Consider the following 18,249-nt stretch of genomic DNA (forward strand, 5'->3'; position numbering starts at 1 on the left):
GAGGTGTCGGCCCGGGAAAGGGCCGAGGAGGGCCGGGTGACCACCTATGACGATCGTGCGAGCAGCCTCGCTGATCTGACCACCACCGCCGACCGGGTGCGCCGGTCGGTGGAGAGCGTGATCGAGGGCAAGCCCGAGGTCGTCCGGCTCGCGCTGACCGTGCTGCTCGCGGAAGGGCACCTCCTGATCGAGGACGTGCCCGGGGTGGGCAAGACGATGCTGGCCAAGACCCTGGCCAAGTCCATCGACTGTTCCGTGCAGCGCATCCAGTTCACGCCCGACCTGCTGCCCTCGGACATCACCGGCGTCAGCATCTACGACCAGCAGCGCCACGAGTTCGAGTTCAAGCCGGGCGCGATCTTCGCCCAGATCGTCATCGGGGACGAGATCAACCGCGCCTCCCCCAAGACGCAGTCGGCGCTCCTGGAGTCCATGGAGGAGCGGCAGGTCACCTCCGACGGGCAGACCTACCGGCTGCCGAGCCCCTTCATGGTCGTCGCCACCCAGAACCCGGTGGAGATGGAGGGCACCTACCCCCTCCCCGAGGCCCAGCGCGACCGCTTCATGGCCCGGGTCTCGGTGGGCTACCCCAGCCCCGAGGCCGAGCTCCAGATGCTCGACGTGCACGGCGGCACCTCGCCCCTGGACGGGCTCCAGGCGGTGGCCCACGCCGACGACATCGTGAAGCTGATAGACGCCGTCCGCGAGGTGTACGTGGCCGAGCCGGTCCGCCGCTACGTGGTCGACCTGGTCTCCGCCACCCGCACCCACCCCGACCTGCGGCTCGGCGCCTCCCCGCGGGCCACCCTGCACCTGCTGCGCGCCGTGAAGGCCGCCGCCGCGCTGGCCGGCCGGGACTACGTGCTGCCCGACGACGTGCAGGCGCTGGCCGCCCCGGTCCTCGCGCACCGCCTGCTGCCCACATCGCAGGCCCAGCTGAACCGCCGCACCGCCGAGCAGGTGGTCGCGGAGATCCTCCAGCGCACCCCGGTACCCACCGCGGCCGCGGGCGGCGGGGGCATCGGCTCCCCCGCCCGCGCCGGTGAGCGCGCGCCCGGCGTCCGGGGCTTCTGATGGCGGCCGGGGCGTCCCCCGCCCCCGCCGGGAGACCCGACTCCGGCGAGCGGGCCGGGCTCCGCGAGGCCCTGTCGGGCACCACCACCCGCGGCCGGTCCTTCCTGGCCGCGGGCGGCGCGGCCGCCGCCTGCGCGTACGTGCTCGGCCAGGGCGACCTGCTGCGGGTCGGCGTGCTGCTGATGGTGCTGCCGCTGCTGTGCGCGGTGGCCCTGCACCGGACCCGCTACCGGGTCGCGGCGAGCCGCCGGCTGACCCCGTTGCGGGTCCCGGCCGGCGCCGAGGCACGGGTGCGACTGCGGATGGACAACGTCTCCCGGCTGCCCACCGGGCTCCTGATGCTCCAGGACCGCGTCCCGTACGTACTGGGGCCGCGGCCCCGCTTCGTCCTGGACCGGGTCGAGGCGGGCGGCAAGCGGGAGGTGTCCTACCGGGTCCGTTCCGACCTGCGCGGCCGCTACCCGCTGGGCCCGCTCCAGCTCCGGCTGGCCGATCCCTTCGGGATGGTGGAGCTGACCCGTTCCTTCAGCGCGTACGACACCCTGACGGTGGTGCCGCGCACCGAACCCCTGCCCGCGGTCCGGCTGACCGGCGAGTCCTCCGGCTACGGCGAGGGCCGGCAGCGGTCCCTGGCGCTGGCCGGGGACGACGACGTGATCCCGCGCGGCTACCGCTACGGCGACGACCTGCGCCGGGTGCACTGGCGCTCCACCGCCCGCTACGGCGAGCTGATGGTGCGCCGCGAGGAGCAGCCGCAGCGCTCCCGGGCCACCGTCCTGCTCGACACCCGTCGGGTCGGCTACCGGGGCGCGGGACCCGACTCGGCCTTCGAATGGGCGGTGTCGGGGGCGGCCTCGGTCCTGGTGCACCTGCTGGAACGCGGCTTCTCGGTACGGCTCCTGACGGACGCCGGGCTGTCCGTGCCCGCCGAGGGCGAGGGCGGCTTCACCTCCGGCGGTCCGGAGTCCGCGGAAGCGGCCGGACTGCTGATGGACGCCCTGGCCGTGGTCGGGCACTCCGACGGGGCGGGGCTCTCCCGCGCGGGCGACGCCCTGCGCGGCGGGAACGAGGGACTGATCGTGGCCTTCTTCGGCGGGCTCGACGAGCAGCAGGCGGAACTGGCCGCGCGGATGCGGCAGCGCGGCGGGGCCGCGCTGGCCTTCGTCCTGGACCCGACGACCTGGGAGGAGCCCGCGGACGGCGCGCCCGCCGCGGCCGGCCCGAAGGACGGCGAGCACCTGAACCGGCTGCGCGAATCCGGCTGGACGGTGCTGGCGGTGCCGCCGGGCACCGGCTTCGGCGAGGCGTGGCGACAGGCGGCGGACGAACGCGGCGGCCACGGCTCCGCCTCGGGTACGGGGGGCTGGTCATGAGCGGCCGGGCACGACTGACACTGTTCGCGCTGCTGGCCGTCCTGATGACGGCCTGCTCGCTGATCCCGCTGGTGCACCCGGACACCTGGCTGTTGCGGGCGGCGCTGCTGCTGGCCGCGCAGTCCGGCGCGGGCGCCCTGGCCCGGCGGGTGCCGCTGCCCCGCACCCTGACGGTGGCCGCCCAGCTGCTGGTCTCGGTGGTCCTGCTGACGCTGTTCTACGCGGGCGAGCGGGCCCTGGCCGGGGTCCTGCCCGGCCCCGGGGTCCTGCGGGACCTGGCCGCCCTGTACGAGCAGGGCGTGCAGGACGTGAGCCACTACGCGAGCCCCGCCCCGCTGACCGACGGCATCGGACTGCTGCTCGTCTCCGGGGTCCTGGCCATCGGCCTGCTGGTGGACCTGCTCGCGGTGACCTTCCGCAGCGCCGCCGCGGCCGGTCTGCCGCTGCTCGCCCTGTACTCGGTGGCGGCGGGCCTCACCGACGGCGGCGCCGCCTGGGGCTTCTTCCTGCTGGCCGCCGCGGGCTACCTGTTGCTGCTCCTCGCGGAGAGCCGGGACCGGCTCGCCCAGTGGGGGCGGGTGTTCGGCGCGGCCGGACGCGGCCGCTCGAACGCCGGGCTGGGCTCCGGCGGGGTCTCGGCGCCCGCGCGGACCGGCCGCCGGCTCGGCGCCGCGGCCCTGGGCATCGCCGTGTCCGTACCGCTGGTGCTGCCCGGCCTGGACGGCGGGATGCTCGGCGCCGGCGACGGCGGCGAGGGCTCCGTCCTGGGCGGGGGCACCATCTCCGCCGTCAACCCGCTGGTCTCCCTGCGGGACAACCTCAACCAGCCGGACAACCGCGAGGTGCTGCGCTACCGCACCGACGGCACCGACCCCTCCGGCCAGTACCTGCGGATCGTGGCCCTCGACTCCTTCGACGGCACCTCCTGGAAGACCTCCGACCGCAAGATCACCGCGGTGCCGGACCAGCTCCCGGCCCCGGCCGGGCTGGGCCCGCAGGTGAAGACCACCGAGGTGCGGACCAGCCTGTCCGCGGCGGGCTGGTACGGGCAGACGTACCTGCCGATGCCGTACCCGGCCACCCGGATCGAGATCGACGGGGACTGGCGGTACGAGCCCGAGGGCCGCACCGTCGTCGGCGACCACGACCAGGACACCCGCGGGGCCCGGTACACCGTGCGCAGCCTGCGCGTGGAGCCCACCCCGGCCCAGCTGGAGGCGGCCCCGCCGGCCCCGGCCGAGCTGCGGCCCTACACCGCGCTGCCCGACAACCTGCCCGACGTGGTGCGGCAGACCGCCCGGTTCGTCACCCGGACCGCCCGCACCGACTACGCGCGGGCGGTGGCCCTCCAGGAGTGGTTCTCCTCCACGGGCGGCTTCACCTATGACACGAACGTCTCCTCGGGGACCGGCTCGCAGGCCATCGCGCGCTTCCTGAAGGACAAGCGGGGCTTCTGCGTGCACTTCTCCTTCTCGATGGCCGCGATGGCCCGCGAGCTGGGGATCCCGGCGCGGGTCGCGGTGGGCTTCACCCCGGGCACGCAGCAGCCGGACGGCACGGTCTCGGTGGGCCTGCGCGACGCGCACGCCTGGCCGGAGCTGTATTTCGAGGGCGCGGGCTGGATCCGCTTCGAGCCCACCCCGTCCCGGGGCAGCACCCCCGGCTACTCGGTCCGCACCGTCACCCCGGGCCGGACCGCCGGCCCCACCACGGAGGCCCCGCGCAACGAGACCGCCGGCGCCGTGCCCGCGCCGAGCTCCTCGGCCGCGTGCACCCCGCAGATGCGGCGGCTCGGCGACTGCGGGCCCGACCCGCGGACCGCGGCCGGCGCCACCGACCGGGGCACGCCCTGGTGGACCCGGGTCCTGGTGGGCCTGGCGGTGGCCGTCCCGCTGCTCCTCCTCGCGGCCCTGCCGCTGCTGTGGCGGCTGGCGGCCCGACGCCGAAGGCTCTCCGCCCGCGCCCCGTCCGCGGCGGCCGGTCCCCCGGCCGCGACCGGCTCCGGCCGGCCGGGGGGCGGACCCCGCGAGGGCGGGGTCATGCCGGTCTGGCAGGAGCTCACCGACGCCGCCTGGGACGTGGGGATCCCGCCCGACGAGGCGCTGTCCCCGCGGCGGGCCGCCGAACGGATCGTCCGCGAGGGACGACTCGACGGGGAGCACGCGGCCGCCGTGCACCGGGTCGCCGGGGCGGTGGAGCGCCACCTGTACGCGCCGACGGCTCCCGGGGTCTCCGGGCTTCGGGAGGACGTCCTGCTCGCCCGGGCCGGGCTGCTGGCCGGGGTGGGACGACGGGCCCGACTGCGGGCGCGACTCTTCCCGCGGTCCGCGGTGCGCGTCCTGTGGGGCGCCGCCGACCGGTGGGCGGCCCTCACGGCCCGGGCCGCCAAGGCCCGCGACCGCCTCCGTCTCCCGCTCCGCCGCCCGTCCTGACCCACCCGGGCTTCCCGGGGGCCTCCCACCCCCGGGGCCCCGGCCCGCCTCGCACACCGGCGGGGCCGGGGCGCGGCACTCGGTTTCGGGGAGGGGCGGGACGGGGAGGAGGCCCCCGCACGCGCGGGCACGGGCTCGCCCGGTCGGCGGTGCCACCCCACCCCACCTGCGGCGTAGAACTGAGTATCCGTACTCAGAGGCACATCTGAGTATCCGCACGGATGGGCTCCCACCTGCGAGGACGGAAGAGTGGTGGCCACGGAAGGGGCGCCCGGCACCCCGACCGCCGACACGGGGCGGCGGACGGGACCGGGCCCTCTGCCGTTCCCGTCTCGACGAGCGGGCCGCCGGTCCGGCGGGACCCCGGGGGAACGGGCCCGGCCGGACCGGCCGGAGTCAGCCCCCGCTGACCCTGCCCCGCAACAGCAGCGACAGCGCCGAGTGCACGTCGTCGAGGGACCGTTCGCGCTGGAAGGACTGCCAGTCCAGGGCGGCCACCAGCACCATGCCGACCAGCGCCGCCGCCGTCAGCGGCACGTCGATCTCGGAGCTCAGCTCACCGCGCTCGACGCCTTCCCGCAGGACCGTCTCGACGACCGCCACCGCCTCCCCGCGCACCACCATCAGCGTGGACTGCCAGGCCCGGTTGGTGCGCCAGAGCTCGGCCACGTACAGCTGGGTGAAGGCGGGGTAGGCGTCGATGAAGACGAGCCCGGCCCGGATCATCGCGTCCAGGGCCTCGACCCTGGTGCCGCCGCGGGCCTCGGTGCCCTCGGCGGCCTCCTTCAGGGAGGCGGTGAGGAGTCCGACTCCGTGCCGCAGCAGCTCCTCGAAGAGCACGGTCTTGCTCGCGAAGTTGTAGTAGACCGTGCCCTTCGCGACCCCGGCGCGCTCGGCGATCTCGTCCACCGTCGTGGCGGAGAAGCCCTGCTCCGCGATCAGGGTGACGGCGGCCTCGTACAGCTTCTGCCGGGTGGCCTGCCGCCGCGTGGTGCTGGTGCTGTCCATGGCGCTGATTCTCACAGGTCTACAGGCTCAGATCCGGGTGCAGCCGGTCCATGGTCCACACCTGCTTGCCGCGGGCGGCGAGGGCGGTGAGGGCCAGGGCGCCGGCGGTGAAGGCGACGAGCACCGCGCCGCCCTGGAAGACCGGGGTGAGGTCGCCGCCGGTGATGAGCCGGCGCAGGCTCTCCACCACGTACGACATGGGCAGGTAGGGGTGGATGGCGTTGAAGAATCCGGGGCTGGTCTGCACCGGGTAGGTGCCGCCCGCCGAGGTCAGCTGGAGCATCAGCACGACCAGGACCAGGATGCGGCCGGCCGCCCCGAACTTGGCGTTGAGCCACTGCACGATGGCCGCGAAGCAGCCGGTGACGAGCACCAGGAAGGCCACGGTGAGGGCGGGCGCGGACATCTCCAGTCCGAGTCCCCAGTGCAGGACCGACATCAGGGCGCCCACCTGGAGGGTGCCGATGGCCAGCACGGGCAGCCAGCCCGCCAGCGCGATCCGCCAGGGGGAGGCGCCGGCGGCCAGGGCGCGCCGGTTCAGCGGCTGGACCAGCATGTAGGCGACCATCGCGCCGACCCAGAGGGACAGCGGGATGAAGTACGGGGCGAAGCCGGTGCCGTAGTTCGGGGCCTTGTGCAGGGACTGCGCGGCGAGCTGGACCGGATCGGCCATCACCTCGGTGCGCTGGTCGCGCTGCTGCTTGTCGTAGTCGGGGATCTTGGCGACCCCGTCGTGGAGGCCGCCGGCGAGTTCCCCGGAGCCGTCCACGAGCTTGAACATGCCGCCGTCGAGGCTGTGCGCGCCGTCGCCGAGCCGGCCGACGCCGTCGTCGATGCCCGCGGAGCCGTTGCCGGCCTTGCTGATGCCGGTGTGGAGCTGCGCCATGCCGGTGGCGACCTTGCGGGCGCCGGTGCTGAGGGCGTCGACCTTGGCCACGGCCTCGTCGAGCTCACCGGCGAGGCCGGGGGCCTTCGCGGCGAGGTTGCGGGCCTGCTTCTCCAGGGTCTTGAGCTGCTCCTCCAGCTTGTCGAGGTCCCCGCCGGAGGTCTTGACCAGGTCGTTGACGTCGGTGGCGAGCTCGGCGGCCTCGGCGGCGGAGTCCTTGGCCTTCTTCAGCTGCGGGCAGGCGGCGTTCTGTTCGCCGCCGGTGCACAGCTGCTCGTACACGGCGTCCAGGTCCTCGGCGGCGGCCTTGGCGGCGCGCTCGGCGGCGGGGGCGGCCTTGACGAAGGTGTCGAGGTGCTTGCGGACGGTCCGGGCGGTGTCCGCGACGAGTTCGGCGCCGGCGGCGATCTCCTTGACGTTCTCGCTGAGGATCGGGCGGGCCTTGTCGGCGTAGGAGTTGACCTTCCCGGCCAGGACCTCGTTGCCGTCGGCGACGCTGTCGGAGCCGGCCTCCAGCTTGACGGCGGCGCGCTCCAGCTTGCGGAGCCCGGCGGTCAGTTCGCCGGTCTTCTCCTTGGCGGTGTCCAGCCCCGCGGCCAGGTCCTTGGAGCCCTTCTTGGCCTCGCCGATGCCGTCGCTGAGGCGGTCCGCGCCGTCCGCGGCCTCCTTGGTCTTGCCGTGGATGTCGGAGAAGGAGATGAAGATCTTGTCGAGGAAGCCGCGCGAGGCGTTGCTGGAGGCGGAGGCGCGGACCTCGGAGAAGACGGTCTTGGAGATGGAGCCGACGACGTAGTTGTTGGAGTCGTTGGTGCGCACCTGGAGGGCGCTGGTGGTGGGGTCGTCGCCGGAGCTGGAGGCGATCTTGGCGCTGAAGTCGGTGGGCATGGTGAGGCTCAGGTAGTAACGCCCGTCCTCCAGGCCCTTCTTGGCCTCGGCGGCGCTGACCTCGCGCCAGTCGAAGGTGCGGCTCTCGTGGAGGCCCTTGGTGATCTCGTCGCCGGCCTCGATCCGCTTGCCGTCGACGGTGGTCCCGGTGTCCTCGTTGACCAGGGCCACGGGCACCTTGTCCAGGCGGCTGTACGGGTCCCAGAAGGACCACAGGTACAGGGCGCCGTAGAGCAGCGGCAGGAGGAGGAGCGCCACCAGCGCGGCCCGGGGCAGCCTGCCCCGCCCGAACTTCCGCAGCTCCAGTACGGCCAGCCTAGGCGAGCGCATCGCCTGCCCCCTTTCCGGCCGTTCCGGCCTTCTCCGCCCCGTCGGCCCGCTCGGCCGCCCCGGACTCCCCGGGGTTCGCGGTGTCCGAGGCGTCCGCGGTGTCGGTGACGTCTGCGGTGTCTGCGGTGTCTGCGGTGTCGTCGTCGTGCTCGGTGTTCCGGGCGGTCTCGGTGGTGCCGGTGCCGTCGGTCTCCTCCGGGCGCTCGGCGTCCTCGGCGCTCCCGGCGCGTCCGGGGCCTCCGCCCGGCCGGTCCTCCTCGGTGGCCACGGCCCCGTCGGCGCTCGCGGTGCCGACCGCGCCCTCGGGCTTCCCCCCGGCCGCGGCGGTGGCCCGGGCCTTGCGGACCCGCTTGGGGAGGAGGACCTTCGGCGGCTCCTCCGCCGCCGGGACCGCCGCGGCGGTCGCCACGGTCTCCGGACGGGCCGCGGGCCCGGTGCGGACGACCAGGGCGCCCTCGGGCGCCTCGCTGCACACCGCCAGGACGGTGGTCCCCCGGTCCGCGAGCGAGCGCAGCAGGGCCCACGCCTCGGCCCGTTCGGGGTCCGAGAGCTTCAGGTCCGTGTCGTCCAGGGCCAGCAGCCGGGGACGGCCGATCAGGGCCAGGGCCAGGGAGAGCCGCAGCTCATCGAGCCGCTCCACCTCCCGGACCGGGGTGCGGGGGCCCCGGGGCAGGGCCGCCGGGTCCAGGCCGACCGCGGCCAGGGCCTCGTCCACGCGCGCGGCGACCTGCCGGGACCGCTCCGCCGGGGAGCGGAACAGGCCGCGCACCGGGGCGTCGTACCGGCCCTGGAGCAGGGCCCGCTCGCGCAGGTGCTCCCCCACCGTGAGGGAGGCGTCCAGGTCGGTGACCCCGGGGACCGGGCCGAGGCCCGCGATCCGCCGGACCGCGGCCATCTTCTTCGGCAGTCGGAAGCGCCCGACTTCCGCGTGGCCCTCGGTCGGCTTCATCCGGCCGGTCAGGGCCAGCAGCAGACAGGTCCGCCCGGAGCCCGAGGGGCCCTCGACGGCGATCAGCGTGCCGGGTTCCGCGTCCAGGTCCACGCTCCGGAAGGCCCAGCCCCGCGGACCCTTGAGTCCGAAGTCCCGGGCCCTGACGGCCGCGCCGTGCGGAATGTCCACTCCCCTGTCCCTCCCCTTTGAACTGACTGGTCAGTACAAAAACTAGGGCGCAACCCTCCGCCCCGTCAAAACCGCCCCCACTCTGTGAGGAAAAGCGCAGTTCAGGTGCATTGTCAGTGGGCACCTTCACCATGGAGGCAACGGCACCGCCAGAAAGTTGAGAAGTAGTCAGGAAGATGACAGGAGGTACGTCATGGCAACACCCGCCGCCGATGTCCACCCCGTCCTCCGCCGGGCCACGGCCCCGCCGGCCGCCCTCGACCTGCTCACCAAGGCACGGAACGGCCTCGACGAGGCCGCCCGCCTCGAACCGCCCCACGAGCGCTACGCCACCGCCCACCTCGCCGCCCTGCGCACCGCCGCGGCGGTCCTCGCCGCCCGGGCCCGACCGGAGCCCCCGGGCCGCCGCCGCAGGCCCGCCATCCGCAGCGCCTGGGAGCTGCTGCCCGAGATAGCCCCCGAGCTCGCCGAGTGGAGCGCCCTGTTCGCCTCCGGAGCGGCCCGCCGGGCCCGCGCGGAAGCGGGCATACGCGAGGCCGCCGGGCCCCGCGAAGCCGACGACCTGCTCCGCTCCGCGGGCATGTTCCTCCGCCTGGTGGAGCGGATGCTGGCCCTGCCCCCGACCCTTCCGACGCCCCGTACGGAGCGCCCCGACGCGGGATGACCGGCCCGGCCGCCGGAGGCAATAGGGTGGGCGCGAGATCCGTTTCCCACCCCGCCGCCCCTGGCGGTTCCGCGCCGAGGAGTCATCAGCCGTGTCGGACACTTCCCGCCCCCGTGCCTCCCTCCGCACCGCCGTGGTGTGGGAGGTCCTGAAGGAGGCCCTGGACAACCGGGTCAAGGCCACCGGTCGGGAGGCCCTGGACGTGCTGGACACCGGCGGCGGCACCGGCAGGTTCGCGGTGCCGCTCGCCCGGCTCGGCCACCGGGTCACCGTGGTCGACCCCAGCCCCAACGCCCTCTTCGGCCTGGAACGCCGGGTCGCCGAGGCCGGGGTCGCCGATCTCGTCACCGGGGTCCAGGGCGACGCCCAGGGCCTGCTCGACGTCGTCGGCCGGGAGAGCTACGACGTGGTCCTCTGCCACGGCGTGCTGGAGTACGTGGACGACCCGGCCGAGGGCGCGGCCAACGCCGTCGCCGCCCTGCGGTCCGGCGGCGTCCTCAGCCTGCTCGCCGCCGGCCTCGGCGGGGCCGTCCTGGCCCGCGCCCTCGCCGGACACTTCACCGAGGCCCGCACCGCCCTCACCGACCCGGCCGGTCGCTGGGGCTCCGGGGACCCGGTACCCCGGCGCTTCACCGCCGAGCAGCTCTCCGAGCTCGTCGCCGGAGCCGGCCTGGAGGTCGGCTCCGTGCACGGGGTCCGGGTCTTCGCCGACCTGGTCCCGGGGGTCCTCGTGGACACCGAGCCGGGCGCCGTGGAGGCCCTCCTGAAGCTGGAGGAGGCCGCCGCCGAGCTGCCCGCCTTCCACGCCGTGGCCACCCAGCTGCACGTCCTGGGGACCAAGCACGCCTGATCTGCGGCGCTGTCCCGGATGGAGTAGGCCACAGAACCTCCGTTACGCCGGTCCGCGCCGTATGATCGGGGGACACCGGCCCGCATGGCGGAGCGGTGGTCGGGGAATAAGCGCCTCAGCGACCGCCCCCCGACGGTACGGTCAGGCGCAGTGCTCAGTTCCCGGAGCAGTGCCCTAAAGAGAGAACGTGGCGTAGAGGGGCGGGTTTCACGGGGGCGCATCCCTGCCTATCCTGGAGGGGACCCCCGGTCGCCACCCTTCGCGACCGACGGATGAGGAGGACTCCCGTGCCGCTCTCGGAGCACGAGCAGCGAATGCTCGAGCAGATGGAGCGAGCGCTGTACGCCGAAGATCCCAAGTTCGCGACAGCGCTTGAGGGAAGCGGGCTGCGTACGTACACCCGACGACGGGTCTACCAGGCAGTCGCAGGCTTTCTGGTGGGTATCGCGCTCCTCATGACCGGAATGGTCGCGCCGAACCTCCTCTGGATCAGCGTGGTGGGATTCCTCGTCATGCTCGGCTGTGCGGTACTCGCGGTCACCGGATGGCGCAAGGCGCCCAAGCCGGGAGAACAGGCCGCGCCCGGCGCGGCCCGCGGGGGCCAGGGGCGTCAGCGCCGCTCCGTGATGAACCGCATCGAGGACCGGTGGCAGCGCCGCCGCGACGAACAGGGCCAGTAGCGCCCGGCCGTCTTTGACCTGAGGGGTGCCCGTCCGCCACGGACGGGCACCCCTCAGGCACCTCCGTGCGGCATGATGATCCGGTGAGTGTGCTCCCCCTGGTCTTCACCAGCGGCTGGGCCAGCGGGATCAACGCGTACGCCGTGGTCCTGCTGCTCGGCATCTTCGGCGCGACGGGCATCACCGACGAGGTCCCGGCCTCCCTCCAGCGCACCGACGTGCTCCTGGTGGCCGCCGCGCTGTTCCTGTGCGAGGCCGTCGCCGACAAGATCCCGTACCTGGACTCCGCCTGGGACGCCGTGCACACGGTGATCCGACCCGTGTCCGGAGCCGTGGTCGGCGCCCTGCTCGCGGGGCAGAGCGGCTCCCTCTCCGACCTGGCCGCCGGGGCCGTCGGCGGCAGCACCGCGCTGGCCAGCCACTTCGTGAAGGCCGGCACCCGCATGGCCATCAACACCTCCCCCGAACCGGTCACCAACATCGCCGCCAGCACCGCCGAGGACCTGGGCGTGGCCGGGATCATCACCTTCGCCATGTTCCACCCCGTGGCCGCCGCGATCATCGCCGGTGCGCTGCTGCTGATCGGACTGGCCCTGCTGGTGTTCATGTGGAGCCGGATCCGTCGGTTCCTGCGCCGTCGGGCCCAGCGCAAGGAGGAACGCCGGATCGCCCACGCGGCCCGGAGCGGACCCGGCGGGCCCGGCGGCCCGGGCGGCCCACCCGGCGGCTGACCCGGCGGCCGGACCGGCCCGCCCCGGCCGCTACAGTCGCGGTCATGGCAAGAATTGCGGTGATCGGCGCCGGTATGGGCGCGATGGCGACGGCCGCCCGGCTCGCCGTGGCCGGGCACACGGTGACGGTGTACGAGCGGTCCGACACCCACGGCGGGGCGGTCGGCCGCTTCGCCCGCGAAGGCTTCGCCTTCGACACCGGCCCGACCCTCCTCCATCTGCCCGCCGTCTACCGCGACCTGTTCGTGAAGACCGGCAGGAAGCCCCTGGAGGACCTCGTCCCCCTGGAGCAGGTGGACCCGGCCGTCCGGCACGTCCTGCCCGACGGGACCGTGGTCTCCCTGCCCGGCGCCTCCCGAGGCGGCGCCGCCACCGCCCTCGACGCGGCCTTCGGCACCGGTGCCGGGGACCGCTGGGCGGCCGTCCTGAACCGGGCCCGCGACGCCTGGGACGCCACCCGCCGCCCGCTGCTCGAAGAACCCCTGTGGCCGGACTGGCAGGTCCTCGCCCGGGACCCGTACCCCGCCCTGCGCAAGGGCGGACTGCTGCGCCGCCGCCCGCCCACCCTCGCCGAGGTGGCCCGGCACGAGCTCGGCGGCCCCCTCGGCTCCCTGCTGGAGCACCGCGTCCTCGCCTACGGACTGGACCCCGCCGCCTCCCCCGCCGCGGCCGCCGTCCTGCCCTACATGGAGCAGACCTTCGGCAGCTGGTACCCGCGGGGCGGCCTGAGGGTCCTCGCCGACGCCGTCCACGACCGCTGCCGGGAGCGGCGAGTGGAGTTCCGCTTCGGCTCGGCGGTCGACCGGGTCCTGGAATCCGACGGGAAGGCGAGCGGGCTGCTGCTCGCCGACGGCACCGAGGTGCCCGCCGACGCCGTGGTGGCGGGCGTGGACCCGCGGGTGCTCGCCGGTCTGCTGCCCGACCGCGCGCTGTGGCCGGAGGGCGCCAAGGGCCCCGGGGAACCCCGACCCTCCCGGCTCACCGTCTTCTGCGCCCTGCGCGGCCCCCGGCCGGCCGGCGCCGCCCACCGCACCCTGGTGCACGGCGCCGGCGGGACCGGACCGGCCCAGGTGACCGTGGTCCGCCCGGACGACCCCGGGACCCGGCCCGACCCCGACCACGAGGCCGTCACCCTGACCGCGGTCGTGCCCGCCGGCAGCGGGGACCCCGACGGCCGACTGACCGCGACCCTGCTCGCGGCCGCCGAGGCCGAGGTGCCCGGTCTGCGGGACCGCCTGCTGTGGCACGAGACCCGCACCCCCGCCGACGTGGCCGCCCACACCGGCGCCCCCGGGGGCCAGGTGCCCGCCCCGGCCCTGGCCGGCTCGGCGGGCGGCCGACTGCTGCACCCGGCGAACACCACCTCCCTGCCCGGCCTGTACCTGGCGGGCGGCGGGGCGCACCCCGGCGGCGGGCTGGCCCACGCCGGGATGACCGGGGCCCTGGTGGCCGGGCTGATCGTGGAGGGCGCGGACTTCCGCGGCTCCCGCTGACGGCGGACCCCGGCCGACGGGCCCCGGCCGGTGGTCGGGGATCCGTGGCGGACGCGCGGAGGGGGCGGCCGCTCGCGGTCCTCACCACGGGCGGCCGCCCCCTCCGTCGTGACGCCTCGGGCCCGGTTCTAGTACCGGTACTGCTCGTACTCGCCCGTGCCCTGGTACGGGTACGCCTGCTCGCCCTCGGCCGCGGGCTGCTGCCCGTACGGCTGGGCCTGGGGCTGGTGCACGTCGCGCTGCTGCGGCACCCACACCCCGCCCGGCGGGGTGTCCATGGCGTACTGGTGGCTGGTGTACGGGTCCTGGTGGTTGGCGTACGTCTCCTGGCCGGCTCCGAGGTAGCCGTCGTGCTGCGCGGCGTACGGGTGGCCCTGGCCGTCGGTGCCCGGGTACGGGTCCTGGTAGCCGGGGTGGACGGGCTGCGGGCCGGTGCCGTAGTCGTAGCCGCCCTGCTGCGGGTACTGCTGCTCGGCGTAGCCGCCCTCGTAGGAGGCGGCGTACGGGCTGTCGGCGTACGGCTCCGGGCTCTCCCGGCCCTGCGGGTCGTAGTAGCCGGAGTACTGGTAGCCGCCCTGCGGGGCACCCGCGTCCGCGAAGGCGGGCTGTCCCTCGGGCTCCCAGGAGCCGGTGCCGGCGGCCGGGTCGGCGTCCACGGCGGCGAACACGGCGGTGTCGGCGGGACCGCTCGGGTCCCCGGCCGCGGCCGGCTCCCCGGGGCCGTACTCCAGCCCGGAGACCTCCAGGGCCGGTTCCCGGCGCGCGGGCTTCTTCTTCCCGCCCGTGCCCTTGCCGCCCTTGGCGCCCTTGCCCGGCTTGCCGCCCTTCGCGCCGGACCGGCGGCGCAGCGCCCAGCCCGCCTCGAAGCCGCGCCGGAAGGACAGCGTGACGAGGGTCTGGCCGACCGCGAAGGCGGCCGCGCCGACCCCGATCACGATCACCGAGGGCAGGAGCACCCCGGCGACCACTCCCGAGAAGCCCGCGAACGCCAGCAACCGCCAGCGCAGGCGGGCCTTGTTCTGCAGCAGCACCTCGGCGAGCAGCCACAACGCGACGAAGCCGAACGCGATGTAGAGGACCGTCAAGCCCATGCATGGCCCCTCTCGGTACGGCCGCCCACGGGTACGGCCGGGCTAGGCCCGCTGGTGCAGGCCCAGGTTCTCGTAGATTTCGAGAGTCGCCGTGGAGTTGTTCGTGATGAAGTGCAGCCCCGGGACACCCTCGGACAGCAGTCGCGCGCAGAACTCCGTGGCGAACTCGATGCCAATGGAGCGTACAGCGGCCGGATCGTCCTTGACGGCGAGGATGCGCTCTTTCACGTCCGCGGGGAAGACCGCGGTGCTGAGTTGCGGCAGCCGGTCCAGGGTCCGGGCGTTCACAACGGCCATGACTTCAGGGATGATCGGGGTGTCGCAGCCGGCCTTCTCGACCGCGTCGCGCAGCCGCAGGTAGCTCTCCGGGTGGAAGAACATCTGTGTGATCGCATAATCCGCACCCGCACGGCATTTGTCGACGAAGTGCCGGATGTCCGTGTCCCAGTCGGTGGAGCGGGGGTGCATCTCGGGGAAGGCGGCGACGCCCACGCAGAAGTCCCCGGACTCCTTGATCAGGCGGACCAGGTCGGCGGCGTACAGCAGGCCCTCGGGGTGCTGCACCCACTCCCCCATCGGGTCGCCGGGCGGGTCCCCGCGCACGGCGAGCATGTTCCGGATGCCGGCGTCGGCGTACTGCCGGAGCACCTGGCGCACCTCGGCCACGGAGTGGTCCACGGCGGTGAGGTGGGCGACCGGGGTGAGGATGGTGTCGGCGGCGATGTCCCGGGTGGACTTGACGGTGCCGACGCGGGTGGAACCGCCCGCCCCGTAGGTCACGGAGACGAAGCTCGGCCCGACGGCCTCGACGCGGCGCAGCGCGTTCCACAGGCTGCGCTCGCCCTTCTCGGTACGCGGCGCGTAGAACTCGAAGGAGTACGAGGGCTCCCCGGACGCCAGGATCTCGCGGACCGTGCGAGCGCGGTCCGGGCGGGTGGAAGCGGTACCTAGGGCCATACCGGCAGGTTAGACGCGGTCCATGATCCTCCAAAGACGCGTCCACCTTTCGGACACCACTTTGGACACTCGGGCCGGAAAACGCCCCGGAACCAGACCCTCCGGAAGGGCCGGGAGCAGGTGTGCGGACCCGCTCCTCCGGGCGCCCTCGGGGCCGGACCGGGCGGATCAGGCGGTGCGGGCGCGGATCCGGCGGGCCAGGGAAGCGGCGGCGGCGGCCGGGTCGGCGGCCTCGGTGAGGGCACGGACCACGACCACCCGGCGGGCCCCGGCGTCCAGGACCTCGTCGAGGTTGCCCTCGTCGATGCCGCCGATGGCGAACCAGGGGCGGTCCTGTTCCAGGGAGGCCGCGTACCGGACGAGGTCCAGGCCGGGGGCGTGCCGGCCGGGCTTGGTGGGGGTGGGCCAGCAGGGGCCGGTGCAGAAGTAGTCCACACCCGGCTCGGCGGCGGCCGCGGCCACCTCGGACTCGGCGTGGCAGGACCGGCCGATGAGCACCGCGGATCCGAGGACGGCGCGGGCGGCGGGCACGGGCAGGTCGCCCTGGCCCAGGTGCAGCACGTCGGAGCCGATGGCGTGGGCCACGTCCGCGCGATCGTTCACGGCGAGGAGCCGGCCGTGCCGGCGGGCGGCCTCGGCGAAGACGGCGAGGTGCTCCAGCTCCTCACCGGCTTCCATGCCCTTGTCGCGGAGCTGGACGACGTCCACGCCGTTGGCGAGGACCGCGTCGAGGAACTCGGGCAGGTCGCCCTGGCGCTTGCGGGCGTCGGTGCACAGGTAGAGCCGGGCGCCGGCGAGCCGGGCACGGAGGTCTGCGGTCACCGCAGCTGGCTGGGACATCGGAACAACCCCCCGGGGCGGGCGGTGCGCGGGCCGGGGCGGACCGCGCACCGCGTGGAGCGGATCAGGTCAGAGGGCGAGCGCCTGAGCCCGGCGCTTGACCTCCGTGCCGCGATTCTCGCTCAGCGCCTGGGCGGGGGTGCCCGGCAGGGTCGGGTCCGGAGTGAACAGCCACTCCAGCATCTCCTCGTCGGAGAAGCCGTCGTCCCGGAGCACGGTGAGGAGGCCGCTGAGGCCCTTGGTCACCTTGTCCCCGTCGATGAAGGCGGCGGGCACCTGCAGGGAGCGGTTCTCGCCCCGGCGGATGGCGAGGAGCTGGCCCTCCTTGACCAGCTGGCGGACCCGGGTCACTTCGACGCCGAGCATTTCGGCGATGTCGGGGAGGTAGAGCCAGCCGGGTACGAGGGCATCGGTCTTTGCGTCGATCTCGGTCACGTGGACAAGCCTGCCATCCCGAACGGACAGCCGGTACCCGAGGCGGGCGGACGGGTCCCCGCCGCCCCGGCCCGACGGGGTCCGCCCGGGTCCGCTCCCGTGGTCAGACGGGCTCGGGCAGCGCCACCGACTTCAGCGGAACGGCCGGGTCGGCGGCCCGGTCCGGGTCCACCCGGGCACCCGCCTCGATCAGCTTGCGGCCCTGGGCCAGGTCGCGCGGGCGGCCCACGGCGAGCACCGCGGTGAGGATCCCCCCGCGCAGCCAGCACACCGACCAGGTGTCCTCGGCCGGGTCGCCCCGCCACAGCAGGGTGTCCTCGGGGCGGTGGTGGCCGGCGTACTGCACGAAGCGGCCGAACTGCTCGGACCAGAAGTAGGGCACGGGGTCGTAGTCCGGGGCCTCGACGGGCACCCCGACCACCGCGGCGCCGGCGGCCGGCGCGCCGGCCGTGTCCGCGAGGACGTCGGCGGCCACCGTGCGGGGCCCCTGGAGGGCGTTGTCCCAGTGGTGGACGAGGAGCCGCTCCCCGAAGCGGGCGGAGGGGAAAGAGGCGCAGTCCCCGACGGCGTACACCCCGGGCAGCGAGGTGCGCAGCCGGGCGTCGGCGGTGACGGAGCCGTCCGGGCCGCGCTCGATCCCGGACCCGGCGAGCCAGCCGGTGGCGGGGCGGGCCCCGATGCCGACGACGACGGCGTCGGCGGGCAGTTCCCGGCCGTCGGAGAGCAGGACCCGGCCCTCCTGCACGGCGGCCACCCGGGTGCCGGTGAGGAGGACGGCGCCCGCCTGCTCGTACCAGCGGGCCATGGGGGCGGCGACCTCGGCGGGGAGGGCCCCGGCGAGCGGCTGCCCGGCGGCCTCGACCACCGTGACCTCGCAGCCGGCCTCGCGGGCGGCGGTGGCGAACTCGGCGCCGATCCAGCCCGCCCCGGCCACCACGATCCGGTGCTTGGCCGCGAGCACCGGACGGAGCCGGGCGGCGTCGTCGAGGGTCCGCAGCAGGTGCACCCCGGGGACCCCTTCGGAGCCGGGCAGGGTCAGCGGTTCGGCCCCGGTGGCCAGCACGAGGGCCTCGTAGGGGACGGGGCCGGCGGAGGTGTCCAGGACACGTTCGGCCGGGCGGAGGCCGGTGGCCTCGACCCCGAGGCGGAGGGTGACGTCCAGCTCCGCGAAGTCCACGTCGAAGGCGGAGTCCTCGGCCTTGCCGAGGAGGACCGCCTTGGACAGCGGGGGTCGGTCGTAGGGCTGGTGGGGTTCGGCCCCGAGCACGGTGACGGGGCCGGTGAAGCCCCGTTCCCGGAGGGCCACGGCGGTCTGCACCCCGGCCATGCCCGCGCCGACGACCACGACGTGCCGGTCCGTACCCGCGTCCCGGGCCTGCTCTGTCCGCTGCTCGCTCACC

At 74.9% G+C, this 18,249-nt stretch carries 16 protein-coding genes; 8 read left to right on the plus strand and 8 right to left on the minus strand.

The window, feature by feature from the left end:
- Positions 1-36: 36 nt before the first annotated feature.
- The 3 genes from ABTZ17_RS15845 to ABTZ17_RS15855 are packed head-to-tail and all read left to right on the plus strand — an operon-like array spanning position 37 to position 4,879.
- Positions 37-1,074, plus strand: a complete 1,038-nt coding sequence (locus ABTZ17_RS15845; RefSeq protein ID WP_352196188.1) for an AAA family ATPase — start codon at positions 37-39, stop codon at positions 1,072-1,074.
- Positions 1,074-2,447, plus strand: coding sequence for a DUF58 domain-containing protein (locus ABTZ17_RS15850; protein ID WP_352196189.1), 1,374 nt, complete (start codon positions 1,074-1,076; stop codon positions 2,445-2,447). Before ABTZ17_RS15845 ends, ABTZ17_RS15850 begins: the two co-directional genes overlap by 1 nt.
- Positions 2,444-4,879, plus strand: coding sequence for a transglutaminase TgpA family protein (locus ABTZ17_RS15855; RefSeq protein WP_352196190.1), 2,436 nt, complete (start codon positions 2,444-2,446; stop codon positions 4,877-4,879). Before ABTZ17_RS15850 ends, ABTZ17_RS15855 begins: the two co-directional genes overlap by 4 nt.
- A gap of 396 nt (positions 4,880-5,275) precedes the next feature.
- Here the strand turns inward: ABTZ17_RS15855 and ABTZ17_RS15860 are convergent, their stop codons facing one another.
- From ABTZ17_RS15860 to ABTZ17_RS15870, 3 genes are read right to left on the minus strand one after another with little or no spacing between them, the layout of a single operon-like run.
- The gene (locus tag ABTZ17_RS15860; protein WP_352196191.1) at positions 5,276-5,887 is read right to left on the minus strand and encodes a TetR/AcrR family transcriptional regulator; all 612 of its coding nucleotides are present in this window, start codon (positions 5,885-5,887) and stop codon (positions 5,276-5,278) included.
- Positions 5,888-5,906: 19 nt separating this feature from the next.
- Complete coding sequence (locus ABTZ17_RS15865) at positions 5,907-7,988, minus strand: YhgE/Pip family protein (protein WP_352196192.1); 2,082 nt, start codon at positions 7,986-7,988, stop codon at positions 5,907-5,909.
- Entirely contained in the window at positions 7,975-9,108 is a 1,134-nt protein-coding gene (locus ABTZ17_RS15870) for an ATP-binding cassette domain-containing protein (RefSeq protein ID WP_352196193.1), read from the minus strand. Before ABTZ17_RS15870 ends, ABTZ17_RS15865 begins: the two co-directional genes overlap by 14 nt.
- 193 nt (positions 9,109-9,301) lie before the next feature.
- Between ABTZ17_RS15870 and ABTZ17_RS15875 the strand changes: the two genes are divergently transcribed.
- From ABTZ17_RS15875 to ABTZ17_RS15895, 5 genes are all read left to right on the plus strand, one after another.
- Entirely contained in the window at positions 9,302-9,772 is a 471-nt protein-coding gene (locus ABTZ17_RS15875; RefSeq protein ID WP_352196194.1) for an SAV_6107 family HEPN domain-containing protein, read from the plus strand.
- A gap of 91 nt (positions 9,773-9,863) precedes the next feature.
- Positions 9,864-10,622, plus strand: a complete 759-nt coding sequence (locus tag ABTZ17_RS15880; protein WP_352196195.1) for a methyltransferase — start codon at positions 9,864-9,866, stop codon at positions 10,620-10,622.
- A 287-nt stretch (positions 10,623-10,909) separates the two neighbouring features.
- Positions 10,910-11,302: an SCO2097 family morphological protein gene (locus ABTZ17_RS15885; protein ID WP_352196196.1), complete on the plus strand. Its 393-nt coding sequence runs from the start codon at positions 10,910-10,912 to the stop codon at positions 11,300-11,302.
- A gap of 83 nt (positions 11,303-11,385) precedes the next feature.
- Entirely contained in the window at positions 11,386-12,033 is a 648-nt protein-coding gene (locus tag ABTZ17_RS15890) for a DUF4126 domain-containing protein (RefSeq protein ID WP_352196197.1), read from the plus strand.
- Between the two features lie 44 nt (positions 12,034-12,077).
- Positions 12,078-13,526, plus strand: coding sequence for a phytoene desaturase family protein (locus tag ABTZ17_RS15895; protein WP_352196198.1), 1,449 nt, complete (start codon positions 12,078-12,080; stop codon positions 13,524-13,526).
- A gap of 128 nt (positions 13,527-13,654) precedes the next feature.
- On the opposite strand, the gene ABTZ17_RS15900 is transcribed toward ABTZ17_RS15895, so the two are convergent.
- The 5 genes from ABTZ17_RS15900 to ABTZ17_RS15920 all read right to left on the minus strand — a co-directional run bounded on the left by ABTZ17_RS15900 (position 13,655) and on the right by ABTZ17_RS15920 (position 18,248).
- Complete coding sequence (locus ABTZ17_RS15900) at positions 13,655-14,617, minus strand: hypothetical protein (protein ID WP_352196199.1); 963 nt, start codon at positions 14,615-14,617, stop codon at positions 13,655-13,657.
- Between the two features lie 42 nt (positions 14,618-14,659).
- Positions 14,660-15,574: a methylenetetrahydrofolate reductase [NAD(P)H] gene (gene metF / locus ABTZ17_RS15905; RefSeq protein WP_352196200.1), complete on the minus strand. Its 915-nt coding sequence runs from the start codon at positions 15,572-15,574 to the stop codon at positions 14,660-14,662.
- 168 nt (positions 15,575-15,742) lie between these two features.
- Entirely contained in the window at positions 15,743-16,414 is a 672-nt protein-coding gene (gene thiE, locus ABTZ17_RS15910) for a thiamine phosphate synthase (RefSeq protein ID WP_352196201.1), read from the minus strand.
- A 69-nt stretch (positions 16,415-16,483) separates the two neighbouring features.
- Complete coding sequence (locus ABTZ17_RS15915) at positions 16,484-16,849, minus strand: Rv2175c family DNA-binding protein (protein ID WP_352196202.1); 366 nt, start codon at positions 16,847-16,849, stop codon at positions 16,484-16,486.
- A gap of 103 nt (positions 16,850-16,952) precedes the next feature.
- The gene (locus ABTZ17_RS15920) at positions 16,953-18,248 is read right to left on the minus strand and encodes an NAD(P)/FAD-dependent oxidoreductase (RefSeq protein WP_352196203.1); all 1,296 of its coding nucleotides are present in this window, start codon (positions 18,246-18,248) and stop codon (positions 16,953-16,955) included.
- Position 18,249: the final 1 nt, after the last annotated feature.

This window comes from Streptomyces sp. NPDC097619 (assembly GCF_040302735.1).
Lineage (GTDB): Bacteria > Actinomycetota > Actinomycetes > Streptomycetales > Streptomycetaceae > Streptomyces.

Coding starts and splice junctions, on each gene's coding strand:
- ABTZ17_RS15850 (WP_352196189.1), top strand. CDS start 1,074: ATGGCGGCCGGGGCGTCCCCCGCCCCCGCCGGGAGACCCGACTCCGGC.
- ABTZ17_RS15855 (WP_352196190.1), top strand. CDS start 2,444: ATGAGCGGCCGGGCACGACTGACACTGTTCGCGCTGCTGGCCGTCCTG.
- ABTZ17_RS15860 (WP_352196191.1), bottom strand. CDS start 5,887: ATGGACAGCACCAGCACCACGCGGCGGCAGGCCACCCGGCAGAAGCTG.
- ABTZ17_RS15865 (WP_352196192.1), bottom strand. CDS start 7,988: ATGCGCTCGCCTAGGCTGGCCGTACTGGAGCTGCGGAAGTTCGGGCGG.
- ABTZ17_RS15875 (WP_352196194.1), top strand. CDS start 9,302: ATGGCAACACCCGCCGCCGATGTCCACCCCGTCCTCCGCCGGGCCACG.
- ABTZ17_RS15895 (WP_352196198.1), top strand. CDS start 12,078: ATGGCAAGAATTGCGGTGATCGGCGCCGGTATGGGCGCGATGGCGACG.
- ABTZ17_RS15900 (WP_352196199.1), bottom strand. CDS start 14,617: ATGGGCTTGACGGTCCTCTACATCGCGTTCGGCTTCGTCGCGTTGTGG.
- metF (WP_352196200.1), bottom strand. CDS start 15,574: ATGGCCCTAGGTACCGCTTCCACCCGCCCGGACCGCGCTCGCACGGTC.
- thiE (WP_352196201.1), bottom strand. CDS start 16,414: ATGTCCCAGCCAGCTGCGGTGACCGCAGACCTCCGTGCCCGGCTCGCC.